The following is a 22,564-nucleotide window of genomic DNA, read 5'->3' as shown; positions in this document are numbered from 1 at the left end:
CGAGAGGTACTCGGTGAAGTTCTCGGTGGTCCCGGAGTCGTCCGAGCGGTTGACCGGGATGATGTCGGCGTCGGGGAGCTCGACGCCCGGGTTGGCGTCCGCGATGGCCGGGTCGTTCCAGCTGGTGACCTCGCCCGCGAAGATCCCGGCGATCGTCTCCGGGTCCATGTTGATGTTCTCCGCGTCGACGCCGGGGAGGTTGTAGGCGACGGCGATGGGGCTGATGTACAGCGGCATCTCGATGACCTCGCCGCCGTAGCAGCGCTCCTCGCCCGCAGCGAGCTCCTCCTCGTCCATGGCGGCGTCCGAGCCGGCGAAGAGGACGGTCCCGTTGAGGAACTGCTCACGGCCCGTGCCCGAGCCGGTGGGGTCGTAGGTGACGTTGATGTCGGGGTTCTGCTCCATGAACCCGGCGATCCACCCCTGGACGGCGGCCTCCTGGGAGCTCGCGCCCGAGCCGGCGATCGAGCCGGAGAGCTCGCCCGACCCGGAGCCGGCGTCCGTGGAGGAGGAGCCGGAGGAGGTGGCGGCGTCGGAGCTCTCACCGTTACCGCAGGCCGCGAGGGTGAGCGCAACGGCGCTCATGGCGGCGATTCCCGCCAGGCGGCGGCTACCTGCAAGCTTCACGTTCATTCCATCCTGTCAGTCGGAGGGCCCGGGAGTCCCGGTGGCCGTCACTGACGGTAGGAAGCGCAGGTGACCGCCCGGCAGGCGGTAGATGAACGACGGGTGAACATGCGGTGTGGATTGCGTCACGGCCGTCGCTCAGGTCGTCAGGCGCCCCCGGACGATGCTGTCGCCGCTGTGGGCGGGGTCGCCGTCGAAGGGCTCACGGGAGACGTCGACGAGGACGAGCTCGTCGAGGTCGAGCCCCGCGGGGAGGTCGAAGACGCCCTCGTTGCCGGCGAGCAGGCCCACACTGACGAGCTGCTCGACGTCCTCGTCGAGGAGCCACACCTCGCGGAAACCGTCCGGCTCCTCACCGCTCACCTCGACGCGCAGGAGCAGGCGGCCGTCGACCTCCTCGAGGCTCGCCGAGCCGGTCTCCTGCCACCCGGGCAGCGGGTCGAGCTCGGCCTGCGCGACAGGAGCGGGCTCGTCGTCCGGGGGCAGGTTCGTCACGACGAGCGTGCCCACGACACCGGCGGCGACACCGGCGGCGAGCCACGCCGCGCGGGCCAGGCGGCCGCGGGGGCGCTCGCGCCGTCCTGCGGGCCGGGTCGAGCCGGCGGGCCCACGCCGGGACGGTGGCGTGGCGGGGGCGGCGGACGGGGACGCGGCGGTGGGCTCGGCCGTCGTGCTCGCGATCTCCTGCGCGATGCGGTCCCAGACGCCCGGGGCCGGCGCCTCGAGGGGGCCACCGGCGCGCCCGGCGGCGACGACGGCGGTGAGCGAGGCCAGCTCCTCGCGGCACTGGTCACAGCCGTCCAGGTGCTCCGCAGCCGCGGCGTCGGGCTGGACCTCGCCGAGCGCGACGAGGGTGAGCGTGTCGTCGTCAACGTGACGCATGACTTCCCTCCATCCTCGTGCGCAGGCGGCGCAGGCCGCGGTTGATGTGCGACTTCACGGTGCCCAGGGGCAGGTCCATTCTCTCGGCGATCTCGGTGTGCGTGAGCCGCTCGAAGAAGGCGAGCTCGAGCACGTCCTGCTGGGGCGGGCCCAGCTCGGTGAGCGCCTGGGCGACGACCACCTGGTCGACGATCTCGTCGGTGCGGTCGGGGCCGGGCGTGTCCTCCGCCTCGCCGAGGTCGGAGCGGTCCCGGGCCCGGCGGCGCAGGGCGTCGGCGACAGCGTTTCGGGTGATCCCCGAGAGCCAGGCGCCGATGGGGGCACGGGCCGGGTCGAAGCGGTCGCGGGACCGCCACGCGCTGACGAAGACCTGCTGGGTCACGTCCTCCGCGTCGGCGACGTTCCGCAGGGTGCGCAGGGCGATGCTGTAGACCATCGAGGAGTACTGCTCGTAGACGAGCCGGACCGCGTCGGCGGTACCGTCGCGGAAGCGCGCACCGAGCACCTCGGGTTCCGTCATCGCCACCTCTGCCGTACGCGTCCCTGTCAGGGGACCAATCTAGCGGTGACGACCGTGTTGTCGGTGTAGCTCTGGACGTCGTCCTGCCAGACACCGTCGCAGGTGATGAGGACGAGGCGGTGCTCGCCCTCGCGGCGGAAGTGCTCGGAGAGGTCGATCGTCGTCTTGGGGACGAGGCGGGCGGACTCGACGACGTACTCGAGCACCTGCCCGTCCTCGCGGGCGACCTCGACGAGGTCACCGGGCTCGAGCTCGACGAGGTCGCGCAGCGGGCCGTAGGCGGTGATGAACGAGCCGGAGTGGGCGGCGATGACGGTCGCCCCCTCCTCGGCCCCCACGGAGGGGCCGAAGCGGTACCACCCGGCCCGGGCGGCGTCCTCGGGGACCTCCATCTGGCCGTCGGGGGCGACCCCGACGGCGTCGACCGGGAGGTCGGCGTCGAGCGCCGGGACGACCACCCGGACGGGCGCGCTCTGCGGCTGGACCTCGGGGAGCCCCGCCGCCGATCGGACGGGCACGTCCGGGACGGCGGCGGGGCTGGAGGCCGGGGATCCGGCCGGGTCGTCTGGGGCGGGCGTCCCGGTCGGTGTCCCCGCGCCCGGGCCGGCGGGGGCTCCCACCACCGGCCCGGGCTGCTCGGGCTCCCCGCCGTCCGCGCCGCAACCGGCGAGGACGAGCAGCACGGTGGCCGCTGCGGCTGCGAGGAGACGGTTCATGTCAGGCCCGGGTCCGGGCGAGACGACCGGCGCCGACGGCGGCGGCGAGGAGCAGCGCGCCCAGGCCCACGGCGAGGGCGGCGGCGGGCACGGTGGGCTCGTCCACGGGGACGAGGCCGGTGGGCACGCCCGCGGGTGCGGAGTGGAGGCCGGTGATCGTCTGGGTCGCGACGTCGAGGGTGCCGTCCTCGAGGCTGCCCCAGGCGTAGACGATGGTGCTGGAGCCCTCCTCGACCGGGACGTCGACCGGGCCGATGACCGGCTCGGTGGTGCCGGCGGCCGCGACGGCCGCCGGGACGGTGCCGGCAGGCAGGTCCAGGCTCTCCTCCGCGCCGTTGGCCAGACCACTGATGACGGCCTCCCCGCCGGCGAGGACGTCGACCTCGGGGCGGCTGCGGTGTGACGGACGGTGAGGCGGCCCTCACCGGCGGCGGTCTCGGAGGTGTCGTTGGTGAAGAAGGAGGCGGTGGGTGCGCCGTCCGCGTCGAGGTGGGCGACGGCGGTGTAGCTGCCCCCGGCCTCGAGCGGCAGGTCGAGCGGCCCGAGCACGGGCTCGCTGTCGTCCTCGGCGTCCGCGGCGGTGATCGCGACGGAGTAGGTGCCGGCGGGCAGCTCGAGCGGGCCCGCGAGGTCGGCGGGCTCGAAGTCGTCCAGGGTGCGCTCCCCGTTGACCCAGACGTCCACGGTGAGGTCCGGGACGCCGTGCAGAACGGACAGCATCGCGGCGTCGTCGGTGGCGGCCGAGGCGGGAGCGGCGAGAGCGAGCAGGGCGATGCCGGCGGTGGCGCCGATCCCTGCGCGACGGGTGGTGCTCATGGTGTCCTCCAGTGTCGGTGGTGGTGCTGACACCAGGTATTCGTCACCACCCCCCGATCCGGATGCACCGTGCGCGGAGCAATTTTTCTCAGTGGTCGTAGTGGACGATCCGAGCCACCTTGCGCGCCGAGGGCGAGGACGGGTCGAAGTGGTGGCCGACCCACTCGCGCACGAGCCGGCGGGCGAGCTCGACGCCGATCACGCGCTGCCCCAGGCACAGCACCTGCGCGTCGTTGGAGAGCACGGCACGCTCCACCGAGTAGCTGTCGTGCGCGGTCACCGCGCGCACGCCCGCCACCTTGTTCGCGGCGATCGCCACGCCCAGCCCGGTGCCGCACACGAGGAGCGCCCGGTCGGCCTCGCCTGCTGCCACCCGGCGTGCCGCGTCCACCGCGACGTCCGGGTACGCGGTCTCCTCCCCCGCCGCGACCCCGACGTCGATGACGGCGGCCACGCGCTCGTCCGCCTCGAGGAGCTCGCGGAGCACCTCCTTGTACTGCAGCCCCGCGTCGTCGCTGCCCACGACGATCCTCAGCCCGTCCATGACGCCTCAGTCCCGCACCCGTGCGGGGACGACGGCGCGCACGACGAGGGCGAGGGAGGTGGCCCCCGGGTCCGCGTGCCCCACGCTCCTGTCCGCGAGCGGCCGGGCCCGGCCCGTGCGCGGTCGCAGCTCCGACGTCGCGGTGGCCGCCGCGCGAGCGGCCTCGGCGGCCCGCGGCCACGCCGCCACCAGGTCGACGCTCGGGTCGGCGCGCAGGGCGCGGTGGAAGGGGTCGAGCGAGTCGAGCATCGTCTTGTCCCCCAGACCGGCCCGACCCACGCGGCGGACGGCCTCGATGGCCGCCTGTACCGCCCGTGCGGCCCCGCGGACGGGGTCGGTGGCCCACCTGTCCCAGGCGGCGTCGTCCTCGGGCAGTGTCCGTCCGGCCGCCTCGAGCATCGCTCCCCACAGGATCCCGGACGTCCCGCCGGCGCGGCTCGACCATGCGCGGCCGGCGGCGACGAGGAGCTCCCCGGCGTCGACCCCGGACTCCACGGCGGCAGCGGCGGCCTGCTGCGCCGCCTCCAGGCCGCGCACCATGCCGCGCCCGTGGTCCCCGTCCCCCGCGACCGAGTCGAGCCGTCCGAGCTCGTCCTCCGCGGCGGCGACCTCCCGGGCGGCGGCCCGGAGGGCGGCGAGGACCTGCAGGGCGCGGGGGCGCGGCTCGCCACGGGTCGTCCCGTGCCCGGCCGCAGCGGCCGGCTCGGTCGGCTCGGGGCCTGGGTCCTCCTCGCCACCGGCGGACCGCTCGAGCGCCCCCTTGCGGTACGCGGGGGCGGCGGCCGGGGCGGACCAGAGCGGCTCGAGGCCGTCGTCCAGCCAGGTGAGCGTGAGCGAGCACCCGGCCATGTCGAGGCTGGTGACGAGCTCGCCCACCTCGGGCTCCACGACCGTCAGCCCGGCCTCGCGCAGCAGCGTCGCGACGGTGGCCCAGACGACGAAGAGCTCCTCGTACTTCGTCCGGCCCAGCCCGTTGAGCACGGCGGCCACCCGGTCGGTGGGGTGCTCGGGCGCCTCGGCGAGCACCCGCTCGACGAGGAGCCGGGCCAGGCCGTGGGCGCTGGGCAGCTCGACCTCGCCGATCCCCGGTTCGCCGTGGATCCCCACCCCGATGCCCATCCGTCCCTCGGGCACGGTGAACAACGCGCTGCCCTGGCCCGGCAGCGTGCAGCCGTCGAAGGCGACCCCGAGCGTGCGGGTGCGCTCGTTGGCGTGGCGGGCGAACCCCTCCACGGCGTCGAGGGGCTCGCCACGCTCCGCGGCGGCGGCCGCGACCTTGAAGACGACGAGGTCACCGGCGATGCCGCGGCGCCGGTCCTCCTCGCCGGCGGGGGCGCTGGCGAGGTCGTCGGTGACCACGAGGTAGCGCGCGTCGACCCCCTCGGCGCGCAGCTGGTCGCACGCCGTCGTGAAGTTCATGACGTCACCGGCGTAGTTGCCGGTGAGCATGAGGACCCCACCGCCGCGATGGGCCTGCCGGCCCACCTCGGCGGCGTCGGCCGCCGAGGGGGAGGTGAAGACGTTGCCGACCACCGCGCCGTCGGCCAGCCCCTCCCCCACGAGCCCGCAGAAGGCGGGGTAGTGCCCCGAGCCGCCCCCGACGACGACGGCGACCTTGCCCGGCGGGCCGGGGCGGCGGCGGACGACGCCGCCGGGCACCCGTCTCACCGTCGCGGCGTGCGCGTCGACGAAGCCGCGCAGGGCGTCCTCGGCGAAGTCGGCGGGGTCGTCGTGCAGGATGGTCATGGTCCCTCCTCGGGGCCTCGTGCCGAGAGCAGCGTCGTGGTCACGGAGTCGTCGGCGGCGCCCATGCCGGCGGCCTCGGCCAGCCGGTAGAGCTGGTCGGCCGCCGCGGCGACCGGTGTGGCGACCCCGAGCTCGTGGGCCAGCCGGGAGACGATCCCCATGTCCTTGGCGATGACGTCGAGCCGCGAGCGCAGCGGCGGGTCCGTCCCGTGGAGCTGCTGGGCCATGCGCGGGCCGCGGTCGGCCAGCATGAAGGACGCCGCGGCGCCGCGCCCGAGCACGTCGATCGTCTGGTCGAGGTCCAGGCCGAGCGCGTGCGCGAGCGCGAGCGCCTCCGCGGCCGCGGCCGTGTGGATGCCGCACAGGAGCTGGTTGACGGTCTTGAGCCGCTGGCCGTCGCCCTCGCGGGGACCGACGACGACGACCGAGGACGCCAGCGCGTCGAGCACGGGGCGCGACCTCGCGAGCGCGTGGTCGCTCGCACCGACGACGACGAGCAGGTCCCCGGCACCGGCGCGGACGGGTCCCCCGCTCACCGGTGCGTCGACGAGGAGCACCTCGTGCTCCTCGAGGCGGCGTGTGACGGCCTCGACGACGTCGGCGCCGACCGTGGAGGTCAGCACGACGACGCAGCCCGGGCGCAGGCGTCCGACCGCGCCGCCCGCCCCGAACAGGGTGTCCTCGAGCTGCCCGGCGTGCCGCACGCTGACGAGCACGGCGTCCGCGTCGGCGACGCACTCGCCGGGCGAGCGTGCGGGCCGCACCCCGGCCTCCCGGGCGAGGCGCAGCCGCTCCGCGCTCACGTCGAAGCCGGTCACCCGGTGCTCCTCGTCGAGGCGGGCGGCCATGGGCAGGCCCATCGCGCCGAGCCCGAGGACGGCGACGTCGAGCCCGCTCATCGCCCGTGCCCGCTCACGCGCCCGCCGGTGACGGCGGCGAGGAGACGGCGGACGTAGCGGTGGTTCTCCGCCATGACGGCGAGGCCGTCCCCGCCGTAGTGCTCCACGCAGACCGGCCCGGTGAAGCCCACCTCGACGGCGGTGCGGAAGGCGGCCCGGTAGTTCATCGACCCGGCGTACATCGGTGCGGGGACGGTGTGCGTCCCGCCGGTCAGCGGGTCCGTGCTGCGGAAGTAGCTCTTGACGTGCCAGTAGTTGGACACGGGCAGGCACCGGGCCGCCGCCTCGAGGAAGGGCTCGACCTCCCGGTGGAGCCGGTAGAGGTTGCCGAGGTCGGGGTTGAGGCCGACGGCGGGGTGGTCGATGTCCTCGAGGAGTCGGACCGCAGAGTGCGAGGAGCCGAGGAGGGTGTCCTCGTACATCTCCAGGGAGAGCGCCAGACCGACGGACGCGGCGTGCTCGCCGAGCTCGCGCAGACGCCCCACGGCCAGCTCCCAGGTCTCGGCGGTGTCGTCGTCCCGGGGCCCGTCGACGGTCCAGAACCACAGGGCCGCCCGCTGCGCCGCGGTGAGCGGGCGGTGCAGCCCGACACTCACCACCGAGCAGCCGAGCTCGGCGGCCGCGTCGATGGTCCGGTGGGAGTAGGCGAGGTTCTCGGCGCCGGTCTCGGGGTCGATGACGCTCCGGCGGATGGCCGAGACCGCCTCCGGCCGGAGGGCGGCGTCGTCGAGCACGCCGGACAGCTCCGCCAGCCGGGCGCTGTCGAGATCGCCCACGCGCAGCCAGGAGTCGGTGAGGTCGACACCGCTGAACCCCTCAGCGGCGACCTCGGCGAGCTGGCCCCGCCACACCGGTGCCGGACTGTCGTGGGACTCGGGGAAGGGCAGCATCGCGGCCACGACGGGCCAGGACTCGGGCGACGGTCGGTGCGCGCTCATCGGCGGCCCTCCTCGGGCGTGACGGTGACGGACATGAGACGGGTGCCGGCCGCGGCGGGGTCGGACACCTCGCCGGTGAGCGTGAGCGTGCGGCTCTCGAGCAGCTCGGCGCAGGACCGGCCGAGCGACACGGTGACCTCCCCCGGGCGGACGGCACGACGCAGGTCCGCGCCGGTCCACGCCAGCCGCACGGCCGGCACCCGCAGCTCCACCTGCGCCGCGGCGCCCGCCTCGAGGGGGACGCGTGCGAAGCCGAGGAGCTGGACGGTGGGGCGGGTGGTGCCCCGCGCCCTCGTGCGGGCGTAGACCTGGACGACGTCGGCTCCCGAGCGGTCCCCGACGTTGCGCACCGTCACGCGGGCGGTCACGGTGCCGTCCGTCCGGACCTGCTCCTCGACGAGGTGGAAGTCGCTGTGCTCGAAGGAGGTGTAGGACAGCCCGTGGCCGAAGGCGGCGACCGGGCGCGTGTCGAGGTTGCTCACCGAGCTCGGCCCACCGAGCGGCGGGTGCAGGTAGCTGTAGGGCTGGCTGCCGGGCGAGGCCGGCAGCGAGACCGGGAGCCGGCCGGACGGGTTGACCCGCCCGGAGAGCACACCCGCCAGGGCCCGCGCGCCCTCCTGCCCGGGGAAGAAGGACTGGACGACCGCCGCGCACCGCTCGGCGGCCCAGCCGACGGCGTAGGGCCGTCCGGTCACCAGCACGAGGACGACGGGCTTGCCGAGGTCGAGGAGCGCCTCGAGGAGGTGTCGCTGGACGCCGGGCAGCTCGAGGGAGTCGACGTCGCACCCCTCACCGGAGGTGCCGCGACCGAACATCCCGGCGAGGTCCCCCATGACGGCGACGACGACGTCGGCCTTCTCGGCGGTCGCGAGCGCCTCGGCGAAGCCGCCCGTGTCCTCCTCCCGGACGTCGCAGCCACGGGCGTAGCGCACCCGGTCCGCCCCGAGCTCGGCGACGAGAGCGTCGCGGACGGTCGCGACGTCGAGCCCGAGCTCCGCTTCCGGGTGCCGGGCCAGCACGTGGTTGGCGAAGCTGTAGCACCCGAAGAGCGCGTGCTGGGAGTCCGCGTTGGGCCCCACCAGCGCGACGGTCCCGTCGCCCAGCGGCAGGGCGCCGCCGTTGGCGACGAGGACGACCGACTCCTCGGCGAGCCGTGAGGCGATGTCGCGGCTGGCCGGCGGGTCGAGGTCCACCTCGGCCGGGGGCGTGGAACCGGCGTCCTCGTCGAGGAGGCCCAGCTCCCGCTTCTGCCGCAGGACGCGGAGCACCGCGCGGTCCACGTACCGCTCCTCGACCGCGCCCGAGCGCACCAGCCCGGCCAGCGGCCCGACGTAGCCGGCGCCGGTGGGCAGCTCGACGTCCACACCGGCGACGAGCGCCTGCGCGGCGGCGTCGCCGAGGTCGGCCGCGGAGCCGTGCAGCGTGTGGAGGAAGGCGACGCCGAAGTAGTCGGCGACGACGGTCCCGGGGAAGCCCCACTGCTCGCGGAGCAGACCGGTGAGCAGAGCGGCGTCCCCCGTGACGGGCACCCCGTCGATCTCGTTGTAGGAGCTCATCACCGAGCCGGCACCGCCGTCGCGCACCGCCATCTCGAAGGGCGGCAGGAGCACGTCGGCCACCTCGCGCGGCCCGGCGTGCACGGGGGCGAGGTTGCGGCCCGCCCGGGACGCCGAGTAGCCGACGAAGTGCTTGAGGGTCGCGACCACGCCCGCCTCCTGCAGGCCGCGGACGTACGCCGTGCCGAGCTCACCGACGAGGGACGGGTCCTCCGCGAGGCACTCCTCGACCCGTCCCCAGCGCGCGTCGCGGACGACGTCCAGGACCGGTGCCAGGCCCTGGTGGACCCCGAGCGCCCGCATCGTCCCCCCGATGGCCCGGCCCATCTCCTCGACGAGCGCACCGTCGAAGGTCGCGCCCCACGCGGGCGGGGCGGGGAAGGTCGTCGCCTGCCACGTGGCGAGGCCGGTGAGGCACTCCTCGTGGACGAGCGCGGGGATGCCGAGCCGGGTGCGGGTGCGCAGCCACCGCTGCTTCTCCGCCAGCGCCCGCGCCTGCTCCACCGGGTCGACCGGCCGCGTGCCGAAGACCCGCGTGAGGTGCCCGAGCCCGTGGGCGGCGAAGTCCTCGAGCCGGTCGACGTCGGACTGCATGGCGTCCTGCATCGGCGCGACCTCACCACCGCCGTCGCCCCCGCGGCCCTCCCACAGCCCGACGAGCTGGGCGAGCTTCTCCTCCAGGGTCATGGCCGCGAGGAGCTCGGCGTCGGTGAGCGTGCCGGGCGCGACCGTCCCCTGCTGCCCGGTCATGCCGGCCCGACCAGTGCGCGGGCCCACGACGCCGGCGGCAGCGTCAGGTGGAGCACCCCCTCCTCGAGGTCCGCGGCCAGGGGCTGGGGGCGGACGCGGTCGGGGTGGTCGGCGCTGTTGGCCGCGGTGAGGTCGTCGTCGTGCAGGACGACGGCGTCGACCGCACCCGCCGGGGACAGCTCGGCGATGTCGACGTGCACGGTCACCGGCTGGTCGGGGCTGCGGTTGACCGCGAAGACCGCCACCGTCCCGGCGTCGGCGTCGTGGGTGGCGACGCAGTCCACGACGGGGACCTGCCCGTACCGCTCGGTCGCCATGGTGGGGACGGTGGTGCGGGGCCGCAGCACGCGGCCACGGGCGTGACGTGCCGTCTCGGCGAAGGGGTGGAAGGTGGCCTGCCGCCAGGCCGGACCCCCGGCCTCGGCGCGGATCGGGCTGATCGTGTTGACCAGCTGCGCCTGGCAGGCCGCGGTCACCCGGTCGGCGTGCCCGAGCAGGGTGATGAGCAGGGACCCGACGACGACGGCGTCGACCACCGTGTAGTCGTCCTCGCTCAGCGCGGGCGCCTCCGGCCAGCCGGGCGGGATCTCCAGCTCACGCTGGTACCAGACGTTCCACTCGTCGAAGGAGATGGTGATCTTCTTCGACGAGTTCAGCCGCGCCCCGACGTGGTCGGCCGTGGAGGTGACGTCGTCGATGAACCGCGCCATGTCGACCGACGAGGCGAGGAAGCTCGCGTCGTCGTCCCCCACCCGCTGGTAGTACGCATGTGCCGAGATGAAGTCGACGAGCTCGTAGGTGTGCTCGAGGACCGTCGCCTCCCAGGCCCCGAAGGTCGCCATGCCGCGGCCCGAGCTGCCGCACGCGACGAGCTCGAGGTCCGGGTCGAGCTGGCGCATGGCACGGGCCGTCTCGGCGGCGAGCCGGCCGTACTCCTCGGCCGTCTTGTGACCCAGCTGCCAGGGTCCGTCCATCTCGTTGCCCAGGCACCAGAGCCGGATGCCGTGCGGCTCGGCCACCCCGTGCGCGACGCGCCGGTCGGACAGCTCGGTGCCCGCGGGGTGGTTGGCGTACTCGAGCAGGTCGAGCGCCTCCGCGATCCCTCGGGTACCGAGGTTGACGGCCATCATCGGCTCGACCTCGGCCACCCGCGCCCACGCCATGAACTCGTTGAGACCGAAGGCGTTGGTCTCCGTCGAGCGCCACGCGAGGTCGAGGCGGCGGGGGCGCTCCTCGACCGGCCCCACCCCGTCCTCCCAGCGGTACCCGGACACGAAGTTGCCGCCCGGGTACCGCACCATCGACACCCCCATCTCCCGCACGAGCGCGAGCACGTCCCGGCGGAAGCCGTTCTCGTCCGCCTCCGGGTGGCCCGGCTCGTAGATGCCCGTGTAGACGCAGCGCCCCATGTGCTCGGCGAAGGAGCCGAAGAGGCGACGGTTGACGGGCGCGACGACGTCGTCGCCGTGGAACTTAACGTGTGCGTCGAGCACGAGCCGGCCCTCCGGTCGTCGCGGTGCGGGCATGCCCGGTGACTCTCATTCCTTGCTCCGTTCGATGGGGGTGGTGGACGTCGGCCGGGGTCACCGGCCGAGCTGGTTCTCCAGGTCGCTCTGCGCCTGGGCGAGGGCGTCCGCGACGGGGACGCCGTTCTCGAAGATCTCCGTGAGGGTGACGGTGGTGAACATGCTGTCGACGGTCGGGAAGTCGGGGTGGGTGAAGCCCTCGAAGTGGCCGATGTCGTCGCGGACCTCGAGGAGGACGTCGAAGAGGTTCGTCTGGAAGTACTGGTTGAACTTGTTGTCCTCGTCGCGGGTGACCTCCTCGTCCTCCCAGACCGCCATGCTCACCGGGTCGAACCCGAGTGTCTCCCACACGGCGACGTTCGCCTCGGGGGAGAGCTTGGCGAAGGCGAGCCAGTCGGCGGCGATCTCGGCGTGCGGGGAGTCGGCGAGCACCGAGGTGCCCGTCCCACCGCCGCCGATGGTCGCGACCTCGCCGCCCTCGAGGACGGGGGCCGGGGCGATCGCGATCTTGCCGGCGAGGTCGGGCATGTAGTCGACGAAGCGCGAGGTGTACCAGGCGGGGTAGACGATGGCGGCGTACTCGCCGTCGTTGATGACGCCGAAGGCCTCCTCGGTGTCCGGGCTCCCGCCGGGGATCGTCGAGGTCGCCCCGGCCTCCTGGAGGCCGCTGAGCAGCTCGAGCGCCTCGGTCACCTCGGGGCTGTCGACGGCGACCTCCCCGTTCTCGTCGAAGAGGTTGCCACCCACCTGGGACAGGGCGAGCGAGGAGACGAAGGAGACCTCGGTGGGCGCCACGCCGAAGCTCTTGCCGGTGCTCTCGCTGTAGGACGCGCCCGCCTCCTCGAAGTCCTCCCACGTCTCGATCGTCGTGTAGTCGATGCCGGCGCCCTCGAGCAGCTCGGTGTTGTAGAACGCGACCATCGCGCCGACGTGCGTGGGGAAGCCGTAGACCACCCCGTCACGGCTGTAGAGGTCGAGCCGTGCCTGCACGACGTCCCCGGCGTACGGGTCGGCGGCGGCGGTGAGGTCGGCCAGCGGCGGGTTGGAGCCGCGCACGAAGTTGGAGAACTTGCTCACCTCGATGTCGACGACGTCGGGCAGCCCCGAGCCGGAGTTGACCGCCAGCTGCAGGTTGTTGTGCATGTCCTGGTAGGGGTAGACGGTGATGTCGAGGTCGATCTGCCGGTCGGGGTTCTCCTCGTTCCACCGCTCGGCCATCTCCTCGTAGTAGGTGCCGTGCAGCTCGGCGAAGACCCACATCTCGAGGGGAACCGGTCCGTCGCCGACGTCCGCGCCCTCGGTGTCCCCGTCACCACCGCCACCGCAGGCGGCGAGCATCATGCCGGCGAGGCCCGCAGCGGCCACCGTCCGCAGACTCTGTCGTGTGGTCATGTCATGACTCCTTGTGTTGGGTCAGCCCTTGAGGGCTCCGGCTGTCATCCCAGCGATGAAGAACCGCTGGAAGAGGATGAAGAGCACGAGGATCGGGAGCACCGAGACGAAGGCGCCGATGATCAGCAGCTCGTAGTTGTTCCCGTGCGGTGTGAGCAGGGTGTTGAGGCCGATCGGCAGGGTGAACTTCTCCGGCGAGCGCAGCACCAGGAGCGGCCACAGGAAGTTGTTCCACACGATCATCCCGTTGAGGATCGCCATCGCCGCGAATGCCGGCCGCGCGATCGGCAGCACGAGGCGGAAGAAGATCCCGAACTCCGTCACGCCGTCCACGCGCCCCGCCTCGAGCAGCTCGTGAGGGATCCCGAGGAAGTACTGACGGAAGAAGAAGATCGTCACCGCGGCAGCGAGGAAGGGGATGACGACGACGGCGTAGCTGTCGACGAGCCCGACGTCGTTCACGAGGATGTACAGCGGGAGCATCATGATCTCGAACGGCACCGTCATGAGGAGCAGGACGGCGACGAAGCCGACGTTCTTGCCCCGGAAGTCGTACATGGCGAAGCCGTACGCCACGAAGGAGCTGACGAGCAGCGTCCCGACGACCTGCACGACGGTGAGCACGAGGCTGTTGAGGAACCAGCGGAAGTACCCGCCGGAGTCGGTGAGGAGCATGACGTAGTTGTCGAGCGACAGGGAGCTGACGTCGATGCTGAAGGTGATGCCCTTGCGGATGACCTCGTTGCCGTCCTGGAACGTCCCCACGAAGATGGCGACGAGAGGGACGAGGACGATGACGGCCAGGGTGACGAGGAAGAGCGTCTGGATCGTCCGGTACAGGCCCCTGGGGAGCGGGTGCTTCTCTCTGCGCCGAGCCGGTGCACTCATCGGACCCGCTCCTTGCGGAACACGCCGGACAGCGTCAGGTTCGTCATGTTGATCGCCATGATGACGACGAGGAGCACGACCCCGACGGCGGAGGCGAAGCCGATGTCGTTCTCCTCGATGCCGCGCCGGTAGAGGTATCCGACGACCGTCAGGCCCTGGTTGTTCGGGGAGCCGTTGCCGGCGTAGAGCATGAAGCTCTCGAGGAACATCGCCAGGCCGCCGTAGATGCTGATCGTCGTGACGTAGACGAGGGTGGGCTTGAGGTTCGGGACGGTGATCCGGAAGAACTGCTGGACCTTGTTGGCGCCGTCGATCGACGCGGCCTCGTAGTACTCCGTGGGGATCGACTGCATCCCGGCGAGGAAGTACATGACGTTGACGCCGGTGTACCGCCACATCGCGAGCGACAGGAGGGCGACGAGGCCGGGAATGTCCTCTCGCAGCCACCGCACCGGCCCGAGGCCGAAGAAGCCGATGACCTGGTTCATCAGACCGGTCCCGGTCTCCGCGAACATGAGCCGGAAGATGATGCCGGCGACGACGACGGAGGTCAGTGCAGGGACGAACATCGAGGCCTTGAAGAACGACTTGACCCGAGGACTGCCGATCCTGGAGTTGATGACCGCTGCCAGCACCATCGGGATCGGGATGAGCAGGACGAGCGTGAGCACCATGTACCGCACGCTGTTGTACATGGCCTGCCAGAAGACGCGGTCCCCGAGGAGGCGCCGGTAGTTGTCGGCGCCGACGAAGGTGGTGTCCCCGTACAGCACCTCCTGCGTGCTCAGCGTGAACGCCCGCACGAGCGGCACCGTCCAGAACACCGCCAGGGTGATGACGAACGGGGCGATGAAGAAGTAGGGCGCCAGCTTCTGCGAGTACAGCAGGCGCTTGAGGCCGGCCAGCCCGCGTGGTCGCGGCGGGACCACCGCAGCCCGGCTCACCGGCGGCGCCGCCGGCGCCGTGCTGGTCGTGTCGGTGCTCATGCAGCACCCGCGCCCGGTCCAGCGACCCGCTGGTACGTGCGTACCACCTCGCCGCCCGTGCTGACGATCGTCGTCATCCCGCCGTCCTCCCCTGTGAGGTGGCCATTTCCGTGTCTACGACGTTGCAGGTCCGTCACCAGGCCTTTTACGACGTTGTAGAACTGTGTTGCCGAAATGCTGCCGGTCACACCCGAGCCTGTCAAGACCCTTGACACGGGGATGTGACCGCCACCATCCTGTGTCGCGGGGGCAATTTACGACGTTGTAGATCGGCCGACACCCACGGTTGCCGAATGACACGTGGCCCTCTCCAGCTTGGCGCCTCAGCGCCGTACCTGGCGCACGGCCCCGGGCGACACACGCGTGCAGCGCACGCGTCGACACTGCGTGCACCGACGCACGCATCGACCGATTGGGAGTAACCGTGAGACATCACGACGTGCGGCACCGTAGTCGCACCCGCAGAGGAGTCGGAGCACTGGCATCGGCCGCACTGGTCGGCGCGGGGCTCGTCGCGGCCGGCTCGGGGGCCGCCGCGGCCGAGGACCCGTGGATCTGGGAACCGGCCGAGGACCTGCACCGCTTCTCCATCCCCGACGCGGCCGTCCAGGAGGCGACCGGGCAGGCGACGCCGGACGTCGTCGCCGTCGCCGGCAACTTCGGCCCCGGCAAGACGTGGGCCCAGCTCAACACCGGCCTCAGCGGAGGCACGTGGAACGCGACGATCGGCCCGCTCGAGCCCGGCCTGTACTACTACCAGTACGAGGCCGTCGTCGACGGCGAGGTCATCGGCTTCGACAACCCCGACGTGCCGCAGCAGGTCACGTCGAAGCCGACGTGGAACACCTTCTTCGTCCCCGGGGAGTCAGCGCAGTGGCTCGCCGACGTCCCCACCGGCGGGCAGGTCGAGACGATCGGCTACGAGAGCACGGTGACCGAGGACGAGCGGTCCGCCCTCGTGTGGACGCCGCCCGGGTACGACGCCGAGCGCACCGAGCCCTACCCCGTCCTGTACCTGCTGCAGGACGAGGGCCAGAGCCACCGCGAGTGGGCCGAGCTCGGACGTGCCGTCCAGATCCTCGACAACCTCGCCGTCGAGGGCGAGATCGAGCCGATGGTCGTCGTCATGGGCGACGGCTCCGTGGGCGACGCTCGCGCCGAGGTCCTCGACAACCTCCTGCCGGCCGCCCGGGACGGCTTCAACGTGTCCGACGACCCGGCCGACCAGGCGATCGCCGGGATCGGTCGGGGGGCGTCCCAGGCCCTCAACCTCCTGCTCACCGACACCGGGGAGTTCTCCCACGTGGGTTCGCTGTCCGGCAGCCTGGTGAGCAGCATCAGCGCCCGCAAGGCCGAGCAGGTCAACGAGAGCACCGACCTCCTGCGCCTGTACGTCGGCAACACGACCGACCCGGCCTACAACCGGACGGTCAGTCTCCTCGACAAGCTCGACGCCGCCGGCGTCGACCACCAGTTCGACGGCGTCACGCCGGGGAGCGGCGGCACCTGGGACACGTGGCAGCAGAACCTGCACGACTTCGCGCCCCGGCTCTTCCAGGACGTCGCGGACGACGGCCCGAGCGAGGGCCACCTCCCCGTCGACGGGCTGCACTCCCTGCCGGAGCCGGGCACGACGCCCACACCCTGGATCGACGAGAACGGCATCGTCACCTTCGAGACGGGCACCGAGTTCGCCGACGCGAAGGACGTGCGGATCTGGGCGAACTGGGGCGCGCAGGGCAACTGGTTGCGCATCCCGCTCGTCAAGCACGGGGACCGCTGGCGTCTGACCCTCGGCCCCCTCGAGGGTGGCTCGTACTACTACAAGCTCATCGTCGACGGCGTGGACCACAAGGACACCGCGAACCCGACGAGCGTCGTCTCGGAGCCGAACTGGAGCACCTTCTACGTGCCGGGTGACGGCATCCGCGGCGAGTACACCGGCAACGTCCCCGCCGACCAGCGCGGCGACGTCGAGGTCATGACGTACACGAGCACCGCCGGTGAGCAGGAGCGCTCGGCCTACGTCTGGACCCCGCCGGACTACGACCCCGGCCGCGAGGAGCCCTACCCGGTCTTCTTCCTCCAGCACGGAGGCGGCCAGACGTGGGCGGACTGGGTCGAGGTCGGCTTCGCCCCCCAGATCCTCGACAACCACTACCGCAAGGGCACCATCGTCCCGATGGTCGTCGTCATGGCCAACGGCAACGGCGTCAACTACCCCAACGAGATCCTCCAGCGTCTCGTCCCGGCGGTCGAGTCCGAATACCACGTGAGCTCCGACCCCGAGGACCGCGCCCTGGCGGGGCTCTCGATGGGGTCCGGGCACGCGATGTCGACGCTGTACACCCACCCGGGCGAGTTCGCCTACATCGGCGCCTTCTCCGCGTTCAGCGCGCCGCCGGCGGACGCCGACGTCGAGGCCATCAACGCGGGCACGACGCTCCTGCGCGTCTACAGCGGTGACATCCAGGACTTCACCTACCAGGCCACCCTCGGGATGATCGCCGGGCTCACCGAGCGGGGCATCGACCACGAGTTCGCCTCGATCATCCCCGGCCCGCACAGCTGGGACGTGTGGCAGAAGTCCCTCATCGACTTCCTGCCCCGCCTCTTCGCCGCGGACACCAGCGCCGGGATCCCCGTCGAGGCGGAGATCCCCGAGCGGGAGGACGGCGTCCTGGCCCTCACCGTGGGCGACTACGGCGACGCCGTCGGGCTCTCGGAGCCGGACCACCGCGGTGACCGGCTGCGCCTGACGGGTGCGCTCCCCGACATCACGGTGAGCGACTCCCGCACCGCGCAGCAGGCCGGCGTGGGCGGCTGGTCCGTCACCGGGCAGGCGGACTCGTTCACCTCCGGCGGACGCTCCATCACGGCAGACCACCTCGGGTGGGTGCCCTCCGTGCTCACCCCGAGGCCCGGCGTGACGGCCGGCAGCCGGGTGGCCACGTCCCTCGACGACGGTCCCGGGCTCGCGGCGGCGGCGACGCTCGCGTCCGCCGACCGCGAGGGCCGCCACGGTTCCACCACCCTCGGTGCCGCGCTCGTGCTCGACACCCCCGTGGACACCGAGCCGGGTGCCTACACCAGCAGCGTGTACGTCTCCCTGTTCCCCGTGGACTGACGGCACCCGACCCGGCGCAGCCGGCCGGCCTGGCCGGCCGGCTGCGCCCTCGGAGCCCCGGTCGACGGCGCTCGTCCGGACCTGGGCCGGCGCGGCCGTCGCCGCGGCGGGACGCCGCCAGGTGGACATCCCCGCGGGACGGCAGGCATAGTCGACGCCACCTACAGCCGCCACGCCGTAGGGGCGGCAACGGCTCCAGGACCACGTCGTCGACGGTGCCCGACAGCCCGTCCCCGGCGGATTCGACCACAAGGGGCCCGACGTGAGTGTGACGATGCGAGAGGTCGCGCTGCTGGCCGGGGTCTCCATCAAGACGGTCTCGAACGTCGTCAACGACTACCCCTACGTGCGGCCCGAGACCCGGGCCCGGGTGCGGCACGCGATCTCCGAGCTCGGCTACCGCCCCAACCAGTCCGCCCGCGGCCTGCGCTCGGGCCGGACGGGGGTCATCGGGCTCGCCGTGCCGGAGCTGCGGCTCAACTACTTCGCCGAGCTGGCGGACGCCGTGATCAGCGCGGCCGAGGCCCGCAGCCTCAGCGTCATCATCGGTCAGCTCGGCGGTGACCGGGACCGGGAGATGGCGGTGCTCACCGAGGGGCTGCGCCAGGCGGACGGGCTGCTCTTCAGCCCCGAGCGCCTCGGCATCGAGGACCGCGACCTCCTGGGGCGGGTGAACTACCCGCTCGTCCTCCTCGGGGAGCGGATCTTCGGCGGACCGACCGACCACGTGTCGATCCACAACAGCACCGCCGCCCGGGCCGCCGTCGAGCACCTCCTCACGCTGGGGCGCCGCCGGATCGCGGTCGTCGGGACCCACCCGGACGGACGCGAGGACCAGATCCGGCCCGCGGACCTGCGCCTGGAGGGGTACCGGGAGGCCCTCGCGGCGGCCGGCATCGCGCGCGACCCGCAGCTCGAGCGTCCCGTCGCACCCTGGCACCCGCAGAACGGCGCGGAGGCCACCCGTGACCTCCTCGCGTCCGGCGTCGACTTCGACGCCGTCTTCGCCCTCAACGACATGCTTGCGCTCGGTGTCCTGCGGGCCCTGGGCGAGGCGCACCGACGCGTGCCCGACGACGTCGCCGTCATCGGCTTCGACAACGTCGACGCCGGACGGTTCACCGTGCCCTCCCTGACGAGCGTGGACCCGGGGCGGGAGGAGATCGCCCGGACCGCCGTCGACATGCTGCTGGAGCGGATGGACCCGGGCGCGCACGTCCGCCGCCCGCCACGCCTGCACAAGGCACGGTTCCGGATCGTCGTGCGCGAGTCGACCGGCGACGGTCCGCGACAGCCGTCCTAGCCCGCCTGGGCGGCCGTCAGCTCCTCCTGGTACGTCGGGGCGCGGTGCTTCTCGAGCGCGACGACGACGGCGGCCCGCCCCGGCCGTCGTCCGACGTGGACGACGAGCATCTCGGAGGTCTTGAGCCAGGGGTCGGACTCCGGCACCTGCTTCATGATCCGGTTGGGCGTGTTGATCGCGATCTGGTCCATGAAGGTCGGAAGCACCGGCCGGTGGGTGCAGATCGCCACGCCCGGTGCTCGCTGCTTGACCTCGACCTCGAGGAGGCGGCGCGCCCGTCTGGGCTTCTCGCGGTGGGCGTCCTCGGTGATCTCCGCGTGCAGCTCGACCTCGACACCGATGGTGTCCGCGTAGGGCGTCACCGTGTCCACGCAGCGGCGCCAGGGGCTGGAGAGCACCCGGTCGACGCCGTAGGCCGACAGCAGCGGGACGAGCCGCTGCGCCTGGGCCTGCCCCACCGTGGTGAGCGGGCGGGTGGACTCCCCGCCCTTCCAGGCCGTGCGCTTGCGCGCCCGGGCGTGCCGGACGACGAGCAGCGCCCAGGTGTTGAGCCGCTCGTCCTTCCACTGGTCCAGGAGCATGCCCAGCGGCTCGCGGTCGTAGGCGTGGGTGAGGAGCGCGCGGGCCTCCTTGGCCTCGACCCACCGCACCTCGTCGATCTCCCGCGTGCTCGCGGGGGAGGCGAGCGGGCGCGCGCGCAGGGACAGGTTGTCGGGCTGCGCAGGGCGCGCGGCCCAGTAGAAGACCTCCTTGCGCCGACCGTCACTCATCCGGTAGCTGACCTTCGGCAGCGGCTGGCCGAGGACGACGGCGACGCCCGTCTCCTCCGCCGTCTCCCGGACCGCGCAGGCGGCGAGCGTCTCGCCGCTGTCGAGCTTGCCCTTGGGCCAGGACCAGTCGTCGTAGCGGGGGCGGTGGACGAGGAGCACCTCGAGCTTCTTGCGGTCGTTGACCCGCCACACGAGCGTGCCGGCCGCGTACTGGGTCCGCGACGCGCTCATCGGCTGGCCGCCACGCGGCGCCGGGCGCGGGCGATGAGGAGCTCCTGGACGTCCTCGAGCGGCGTGCCGTCCTCGGTGACCTGGTGGCGCTCCCAGGTGCCGTCCGGGAGGAGGTGCCAGGACGACGTCGTCGGCGCGACGCACCGGTCGAGGAGGTCGGTGAGGAACTCCACCTGTTCCCTGTCCACGATCTGCACGAGCACCTCGACGCGGCGGTCGAGGTTGCGGTGCATGAGGTCGGCGCTGCCGATCCACACGTCCGGGAGCTCCTCGTCCCCGGCGAAGGCGAAGACGCGCGCGTGCTCGAGGAAGCGGCCCAGGATCGAGCGGACGCGGATGTTCTCGCTCAGGCCGGGGATGCCGGCGCGCAGCGCACAGATGCCGCGTACGACGACGTCGACCTGCACGCCCGCCTGGCTCGCCCTGTACAGGGCGTCGATGACGGTCTCGTCGACGATCGAGTTGACCTTGATCTTGATCCACGCGGGCCGGCCGGCGCGGTGCCCGGCGATCTCCCGCTCGATGCGGTCGACGAGCCCGGGCCGGATGGAGCGCGGCGCGACGAGCAGGCGGCGGAAGCGCGAGCGCGGCGCGTAGCCGGAGAGCTGGTTGAACAGGCGGGTGAGGTCCTGGCCGACGTCCGGGTCGCAGGTGAGCAGCCCGAGGTCCTCGTAGCCGCGGGCCGTCTTGGGGTTGTAGTTGCCGGTGCCCACGTGGCAGTAGCGGCGCAGCCCGTCCTTCTCGTTGCGCACGACGAGCGAGAGCTTGCAGTGGGTCTTGAGGCCGACGATGCCGTAGACGACGTGGACGCCGGCCTCCTCGAGCTTGCGCGCCCAGGAGATGTTGGCCTGCTCGTCGAACCGCGCCTTGATCTCGACGATCGCGAGCACCTGCTTGCCGGCCTCGGCCGCGTCGATGAGGGCGTCGACGATCGGGGAGTCCCCGGACGTGCGGTACAGGGTCTGCTTGATGGCGAGCACCTTGGGGTCCGCCGCGGCCTGCGCGAGGAACTCCTGGACCGAGGTCGAGAAGGAGTCGTAGGGGTGGTGGAGGAGGACGTCGCGGCGGCGGATCGCCTCGAAGATGTTCGTCGGCTGGGCGCTCTCCACCTCCGCCAGCGGGTGGGCCGTGACGGGCACGAACTTCGGGTACTTCAGCTCGGGCCGGTCGAGCTCGTGGATGACCTCGAGGCCGGTGAGGTCGAGCAGCGAGGGCAGCTCGTACACCTCGTGCTCGACGACGCCGAGCTCCCGGATGAGCAGGTCGCGCACGTGCGCGCTGATGCCCTGGGCGAGCTCGAGGCGGACCGCGGGCCCGAAGCGCCGGCGCATGAGCTCCTTCTCCAGGGCCTGGAGGAGGTTCTCGGCGTCGTCCTCCTCGACCTCGAGGTCCTCGTTGCGGGTGACGCGGAAGGTGTGGTGCTCGACGATCTCCATCCCGGGGAAGAGGTAGTCGAGGTGCTCGCCGATGATCTCCTCGAGCGGGACGAAGGCGGTGCGTCCGTCCTCGCGCGAGGAGGGGGTCTCCTCCGGGCGGTGGGGACGGCCCGCGGCGTCGACGGCGATGAACCGCGGCAGGAGCGGCGGCACCTTGACGCGGGCGAAGTGCTCCTTGCCCGAGCTCGGGTTGCGGGCGACGACGGCGAGGTTGAGGGAGAGCCCGGAGATGTAGGGGAAGGGGTGGGCCGGGTCCACGGCGAGCGGGGTGAGGACCGGGAAGATCTGCTTGCGGAAGTACTTGCGCAGGCGCAGCTGCTCGCTCTCGGCGAGGTCCGCCCAGTGGAGGATCTCGATGCCCTCGTCCGCGAGCGCCGGCTGGATGTCCTCGGCGAAGGTGCGGGCGTGCTCCTCCATGAGCTCGTGGGCGCGCACGCTGATGGCCTCGAGGACCTGCCGCGGGGAGAGGCCGGAGGCGGCCGGCACGGCGAGGCCGGTGGCGATGCGGCGCTTGAGCCCGGCCACCCGCACCATGAAGAACTCGTCGAGGTTGGAGGCGAAGATCGACAGGAACCACGCCCGCTCGAGGAGCGGCTGGGTGGTGTCCTGCGCCTGCTCGAGCACGCGCTGGTTGAAGGCGAGCCAGCTGACCTCGCGGTCCGCGAACCGCCCCTCGGGCAGCTCGACGTCGAGCGGGTCGGGCTCACGGCCGTCCTCGCCGGCCCCCTCGCCGAGCTCGTCGGTCTGCTCGGCGACCTCCTCCGCGACGTCCTCGGGGGGCGTCGCGGCCCCGGTCAGCGCGACGGTGTCGACGCCGTCGTCACCGGGCTCGGGTGCCTCGTCGACGGGTGCGTCGTCGAGGTGGCTGGGCGAGGTGACCTCAGACTCTGGCATGGGGCCAATGCTGCCAC

General features: G+C 72.6%; 16 protein-coding genes and 2 pseudogenes. 2 read left to right on the top strand and 16 right to left on the bottom strand.

Annotated features, from left to right (window positions below):
• From DSZ44_RS13755 to DSZ44_RS13690, 14 genes and pseudogenes are all read right to left on the bottom strand, one after another.
• On the bottom strand, window positions 1–627 hold a 627-nt coding region (locus DSZ44_RS13755; RefSeq protein ID WP_258369514.1), incomplete at its 3' end, for a phosphate ABC transporter substrate-binding protein PstS.
• A gap of 138 nt (window positions 628–765) precedes the next feature.
• The gene (locus DSZ44_RS13750; RefSeq protein WP_110853197.1) at window positions 766–1,509 is read right to left on the bottom strand and encodes an anti-sigma factor; all 744 of its coding nucleotides are present in this window, start codon (window positions 1,507–1,509) and stop codon (window positions 766–768) included.
• A complete protein-coding gene (locus DSZ44_RS13745) occupies window positions 1,496–2,029 on the bottom strand; it encodes an RNA polymerase sigma factor (RefSeq protein ID WP_110853196.1) in 534 nt (177 codons plus the stop codon). The genes DSZ44_RS13750 and DSZ44_RS13745 overlap by 14 nt, the downstream gene beginning before the upstream one ends.
• Window positions 2,030–2,055: 26 nt before the next feature.
• Window positions 2,056–2,424, bottom strand: a pseudogene (locus tag DSZ44_RS19095) (class F sortase); the annotation flags it as partial.
• Window positions 2,425–2,746: 322 nt separating this feature from the next.
• Window positions 2,747–3,561 (bottom strand): annotated as a pseudogene (locus tag DSZ44_RS13735) (DUF4397 domain-containing protein).
• 88 nt (window positions 3,562–3,649) lie between these two features.
• On the bottom strand, window positions 3,650–4,105 hold the full coding sequence (locus DSZ44_RS13730) for a ribose-5-phosphate isomerase (protein WP_110853194.1): 456 nt from the start codon (window positions 4,103–4,105) through the stop codon (window positions 3,650–3,652).
• Between the two features lie 6 nt (window positions 4,106–4,111).
• Window positions 4,112–5,851: a dihydroxyacetone kinase family protein gene (locus DSZ44_RS13725; protein ID WP_110853193.1), complete on the bottom strand. Its 1,740-nt coding sequence runs from the start codon at window positions 5,849–5,851 to the stop codon at window positions 4,112–4,114.
• On the bottom strand, window positions 5,848–6,750 hold the full coding sequence (locus DSZ44_RS13720; protein WP_110853192.1) for an NAD(P)-dependent oxidoreductase: 903 nt from the start codon (window positions 6,748–6,750) through the stop codon (window positions 5,848–5,850). The genes DSZ44_RS13725 and DSZ44_RS13720 overlap by 4 nt, the downstream gene beginning before the upstream one ends.
• Window positions 6,747–7,688 (bottom strand): sugar phosphate isomerase/epimerase family protein, encoded by a 942-nt coding sequence (locus DSZ44_RS13715; protein WP_110853191.1) that lies wholly within the window; start codon window positions 7,686–7,688, stop codon window positions 6,747–6,749. The genes DSZ44_RS13720 and DSZ44_RS13715 overlap by 4 nt, the downstream gene beginning before the upstream one ends.
• Window positions 7,685–9,994 carry a beta-xylosidase/alpha-l-arabinosidase gene (locus DSZ44_RS13710; RefSeq protein WP_220035200.1) on the bottom strand — a complete coding sequence of 770 codons (2,310 nt, stop codon included), beginning with the start codon at window positions 9,992–9,994 and terminating at the stop codon, window positions 7,685–7,687. The genes DSZ44_RS13715 and DSZ44_RS13710 overlap by 4 nt, the downstream gene beginning before the upstream one ends.
• On the bottom strand, window positions 9,991–11,520 hold the full coding sequence (gene arfA, locus DSZ44_RS13705; RefSeq protein ID WP_110853190.1) for an arabinosylfuranosidase ArfA: 1,530 nt from the start codon (window positions 11,518–11,520) through the stop codon (window positions 9,991–9,993). Before arfA ends, DSZ44_RS13710 begins: the two co-directional genes overlap by 4 nt.
• A 57-nt stretch (window positions 11,521–11,577) precedes the next feature.
• The gene (locus tag DSZ44_RS13700) at window positions 11,578–12,912 is read right to left on the bottom strand and encodes an ABC transporter substrate-binding protein (RefSeq protein WP_110853189.1); all 1,335 of its coding nucleotides are present in this window, start codon (window positions 12,910–12,912) and stop codon (window positions 11,578–11,580) included.
• A gap of 21 nt (window positions 12,913–12,933) precedes the next feature.
• The gene (locus DSZ44_RS13695; RefSeq protein ID WP_110853188.1) at window positions 12,934–13,800 is read right to left on the bottom strand and encodes a carbohydrate ABC transporter permease; all 867 of its coding nucleotides are present in this window, start codon (window positions 13,798–13,800) and stop codon (window positions 12,934–12,936) included.
• Complete coding sequence (locus DSZ44_RS13690; protein ID WP_110853187.1) at window positions 13,797–14,786, bottom strand: carbohydrate ABC transporter permease; 990 nt, start codon at window positions 14,784–14,786, stop codon at window positions 13,797–13,799. Before DSZ44_RS13690 ends, DSZ44_RS13695 begins: the two co-directional genes overlap by 4 nt.
• A 424-nt stretch (window positions 14,787–15,210) precedes the next feature.
• Here DSZ44_RS13690 and DSZ44_RS13685 point away from each other — a divergent pair, with 424 nt between their 5' ends.
• Together DSZ44_RS13685 and DSZ44_RS13680 are read left to right on the top strand one after the other, a co-directional pair.
• A complete protein-coding gene (locus DSZ44_RS13685) occupies window positions 15,211–17,913 on the top strand; it encodes an alpha/beta hydrolase-fold protein (protein ID WP_146237560.1) in 2,703 nt (900 codons plus the stop codon).
• Between the two features lie 262 nt (window positions 17,914–18,175).
• The gene (locus DSZ44_RS13680; protein ID WP_181424646.1) at window positions 18,176–19,216 is read left to right on the top strand and encodes a LacI family DNA-binding transcriptional regulator; all 1,041 of its coding nucleotides are present in this window, start codon (window positions 18,176–18,178) and stop codon (window positions 19,214–19,216) included.
• Here DSZ44_RS13680 and DSZ44_RS13675 read toward each other — a convergent pair.
• Window positions 19,213–20,217, bottom strand: coding sequence for an NUDIX hydrolase (locus DSZ44_RS13675; protein ID WP_110853185.1), 1,005 nt, complete (start codon window positions 20,215–20,217; stop codon window positions 19,213–19,215). The genes DSZ44_RS13680 and DSZ44_RS13675 overlap by 4 nt on opposite strands.
• Window positions 20,214–22,547 carry an RNA degradosome polyphosphate kinase gene (locus DSZ44_RS13670; protein WP_110853184.1) on the bottom strand — a complete coding sequence of 778 codons (2,334 nt, stop codon included), beginning with the start codon at window positions 22,545–22,547 and terminating at the stop codon, window positions 20,214–20,216. The genes DSZ44_RS13675 and DSZ44_RS13670 overlap by 4 nt, the downstream gene beginning before the upstream one ends.
• Between the last annotated feature and the right edge of the window lie 17 nt (window positions 22,548–22,564).

The sequence above is a fragment of the Georgenia satyanarayanai genome, assembly GCF_900116375.1.
In the GTDB taxonomy this organism is placed as follows: domain Bacteria; phylum Actinomycetota; class Actinomycetes; order Actinomycetales; family Actinomycetaceae; genus Oceanitalea; species Oceanitalea nanhaiensis.
The sequence above is the reverse complement of the archived record's forward strand: the minus strand, read 5'-3'. Positions and strand labels throughout refer to the sequence as shown.